Below are 2,672 nucleotides of genomic sequence, written 5' to 3' on the forward strand. Positions count from 1 at the left end.
TGGATAAACCAGTTGATGATGTGCCACTCTTTCCAGTAAAAAAGAGGTACGGATTCCGGTTGAAGATGTGCCACTTTTTAAACTTAAATTAGGATACGATTCCGGTTGAAGATGTGCCACTTTTTAATTTAATTAAGGATACAGATTCCGTTTGAAGATGTGCCACTTTTATTTTAAAGGGAACACAATTCCGATTTTGGACATTTTACCAAATGTGCAATTATCTTAAAATTAATTAGAGTTAATTTCTATAACCAAGCTATTTATTTTAGCGGTTCTAAACCACTGATTATATGGCTCAAAGTTTATTAGAAATTATGGAATTACGAGAAATCATTAAGTTACGACTGTTAAAATTTAGCAATCGAAGAATCTCACAAGAACTAGGTATTCATCGCAATACCGTTAATAAATACGTCCAATTACTACAGGTAAGTGGTTTTGATGATCAGGAATTGTTGGAGTTGGAGGATTCATCGCTGCGAGATTTATTTCCATCATATGACACCATCGACACTAATCGATACGAAAAGTTATCCAAAAACTTCTCGTTCTATGCTTCTGAGCTAAAGAAGACAGGCTGCACTAAGCTTCGTCTATGGGAGGATTATATACTACAAAGTCCAGATGGCTACGGCTCTTCACAATTCAATTTTCATTTAAACAATTGGCTTGATAGAAAAAAAGGGAGCGGTAAGATCATTCATCAATATGGAGATAAGATGTTTGTCGATTATACTGGTAAAAAATTGACCATTGTTGACAAAACCACAGGTTTAATCAGTGAAGTAGAAGTTTTTGTTAGTATCCTACCAGCGAGTCAATACGTCTTTGTAGAGGCCTCTTTAAGTCAAAAAAGGGAGGATTTTATCAGTTCAATTAATAATGCGCTTGATTTTTACGGGGGTGTTCCTAAAGTTGTCACTCCAGACAATCTCAAATCAGCCGTTACTAAAGCCTCTAAATACGAACCCGTTTTAAACAAAGCATTTAAAGATCAAGGCTTACATTATGGGTTTTGCATCAATCCGACTCGTAGTTATAGCCCTCGAGACAAAAGTTTGGTTGAGGGAGCTGTAAAACTAATATACCAACATGTCTTTTATGATTTATCCAAACAGACCTTCTTCAGCTTGATCCAATTAAATAATGCTATACAAGAACTCTTAGAGATTTTTAATTTAAAGGAGATGAAGACTTACGGTGCCAGTCGCTTTAAGCTTTTTAATCAATACGAGAAACATTGTTTATCTGCTTTGCCAATGGAAAAATATGAGCTTAAGGAATTCAAAGTAGCTAGAGTTCAAAAGATGGGATATATTCACTTGTCGGCAGACAAAAACTATTATAGCGTTCCCTTTCGATATATTGGGGAAAAGGTTGAAATTCAATACAATCAGGATACCGTTGATGTATTTCACCAACACAGTCGTATTGCTACCCACCAAAGAAGTTTTAAGAAAGGAAGCTATAATACAATTGAGAATCATTTAGCAAGTTCACATCTGTTTTATAGTCAATGGAAACCTGACTTTTTTCTGCAACAAGCCAATGAATTAGGTGAATCTGTTTACCAATTGGTGTCACAATTATTTGCTCAGGCAGCTTATCCTGAAATAACTTATAAGCGCGCCTTAGGAATCATTCATTTAAAGTCAAAATACAGTAAGGATCGTATCGATAACGCCTGCCAGATGGCATTGGAAAATCAAATCATTAGCTACAGTAGTGTCAAAAACATATTAGAGAACAATATGGATTTACAGCAGTCTGCGGATGATTTACGACAAATCCCAAAACACAACAATATTAGAAATAATTATTACTAACCCACAAACAATATTCAAATGAACAATCAAGTAGCTATTGAAAAAATGAAACAATTAAAATTGTATGGAATGGCAGAATTTCATCAACGAAACCTGGAAGCACACCAATACCAAGACTACACCCTGGATCAGTACATCGCACTTTTGTTAGAACAAGAGTACGATTACAGGACCAATAAAAAAACGTACAACTTGATTAAACTAGCTGGATTTAGTATCCTGGCTAATGTTGAAAACATCATCTATCAGAGCGATAGAAATCTTAATAGAAATCAATTTGAACGACTCGTAAATCTAGATTTTATTGCTCATAAAGAAAACATACTATTCACAGGGGCTACAGGAACAGGTAAAAGTTATCTTGCTCAAGCCTTAGGGATGAAAGCTTGTTTAAAACAGTTTAGAGTAATCCATTTCAACACATCAAAACTAATGGAAAAGTTGAAGTTGGCAAGAATAGAAGGCACCTATTCAAAGTTCATTGAAAAAATAGAAAAATGTGATTTATTGATACTAGACGACTTTGGACTAACTCCCTTCGAAAGCAACTCAAGACAAGCATTAATGGAAATAGTAGAAGCAAAATATGATAAAAGCAGTATTATAATAACATCACAAATTCCTGTCAGTGAATGGCATTCGATAATAGGCGAAAGTACTTTGGCAGACGCAGTTTTAGATAGGATAATTTATTCTTCGCATCGCATCGAGCTGGAGGGTGAATCACTAAGAAAAATCAGAAAATTAAATCAATAAAAAAATGTAAATTTGAACAGAAATTAGCTCATTATTTTGTGGCACATCATGACCGGAATTAGTGGCACATCATGACTGGAATATACA

The 2,672-nt window shown here is 34.6% G+C and carries 2 protein-coding genes; both read left to right on the forward strand.

Annotated features, from left to right (window positions below):
- Nucleotides 1-293: 293 nt before the first annotated feature.
- Complete coding sequence (gene istA, locus BMW63_RS17555; RefSeq protein WP_074724760.1) at nucleotides 294-1,829, forward strand: IS21 family transposase; 1,536 nt, start codon at nucleotides 294-296, stop codon at nucleotides 1,827-1,829.
- Between the two features lie 18 nt (nucleotides 1,830-1,847).
- Nucleotides 1,848-2,585: an IS21-like element helper ATPase IstB gene (gene istB, locus BMW63_RS17560; protein WP_074724761.1), complete on the forward strand. Its 738-nt coding sequence runs from the start codon at nucleotides 1,848-1,850 to the stop codon at nucleotides 2,583-2,585.
- The last annotated feature ends 87 nt before the right edge of the window (nucleotides 2,586-2,672 follow it).

The sequence above is a fragment of the Flavobacterium frigoris genome (assembly GCF_900111075.1).
Classification (GTDB): Bacteria; Bacteroidota; Bacteroidia; order Flavobacteriales; family Flavobacteriaceae; genus Flavobacterium; species Flavobacterium frigoris.

Excerpts from the sequence above, each read along its gene's own strand:
- istA (WP_074724760.1), top strand. The coding sequence starts at position 294 with ATGGCTCAAAGTTTATTAGAAATTATGGAATTACGAGAAATCATTAAG.
- istB (WP_074724761.1), top strand. The coding sequence starts at position 1,848 with ATGAACAATCAAGTAGCTATTGAAAAAATGAAACAATTAAAATTGTAT.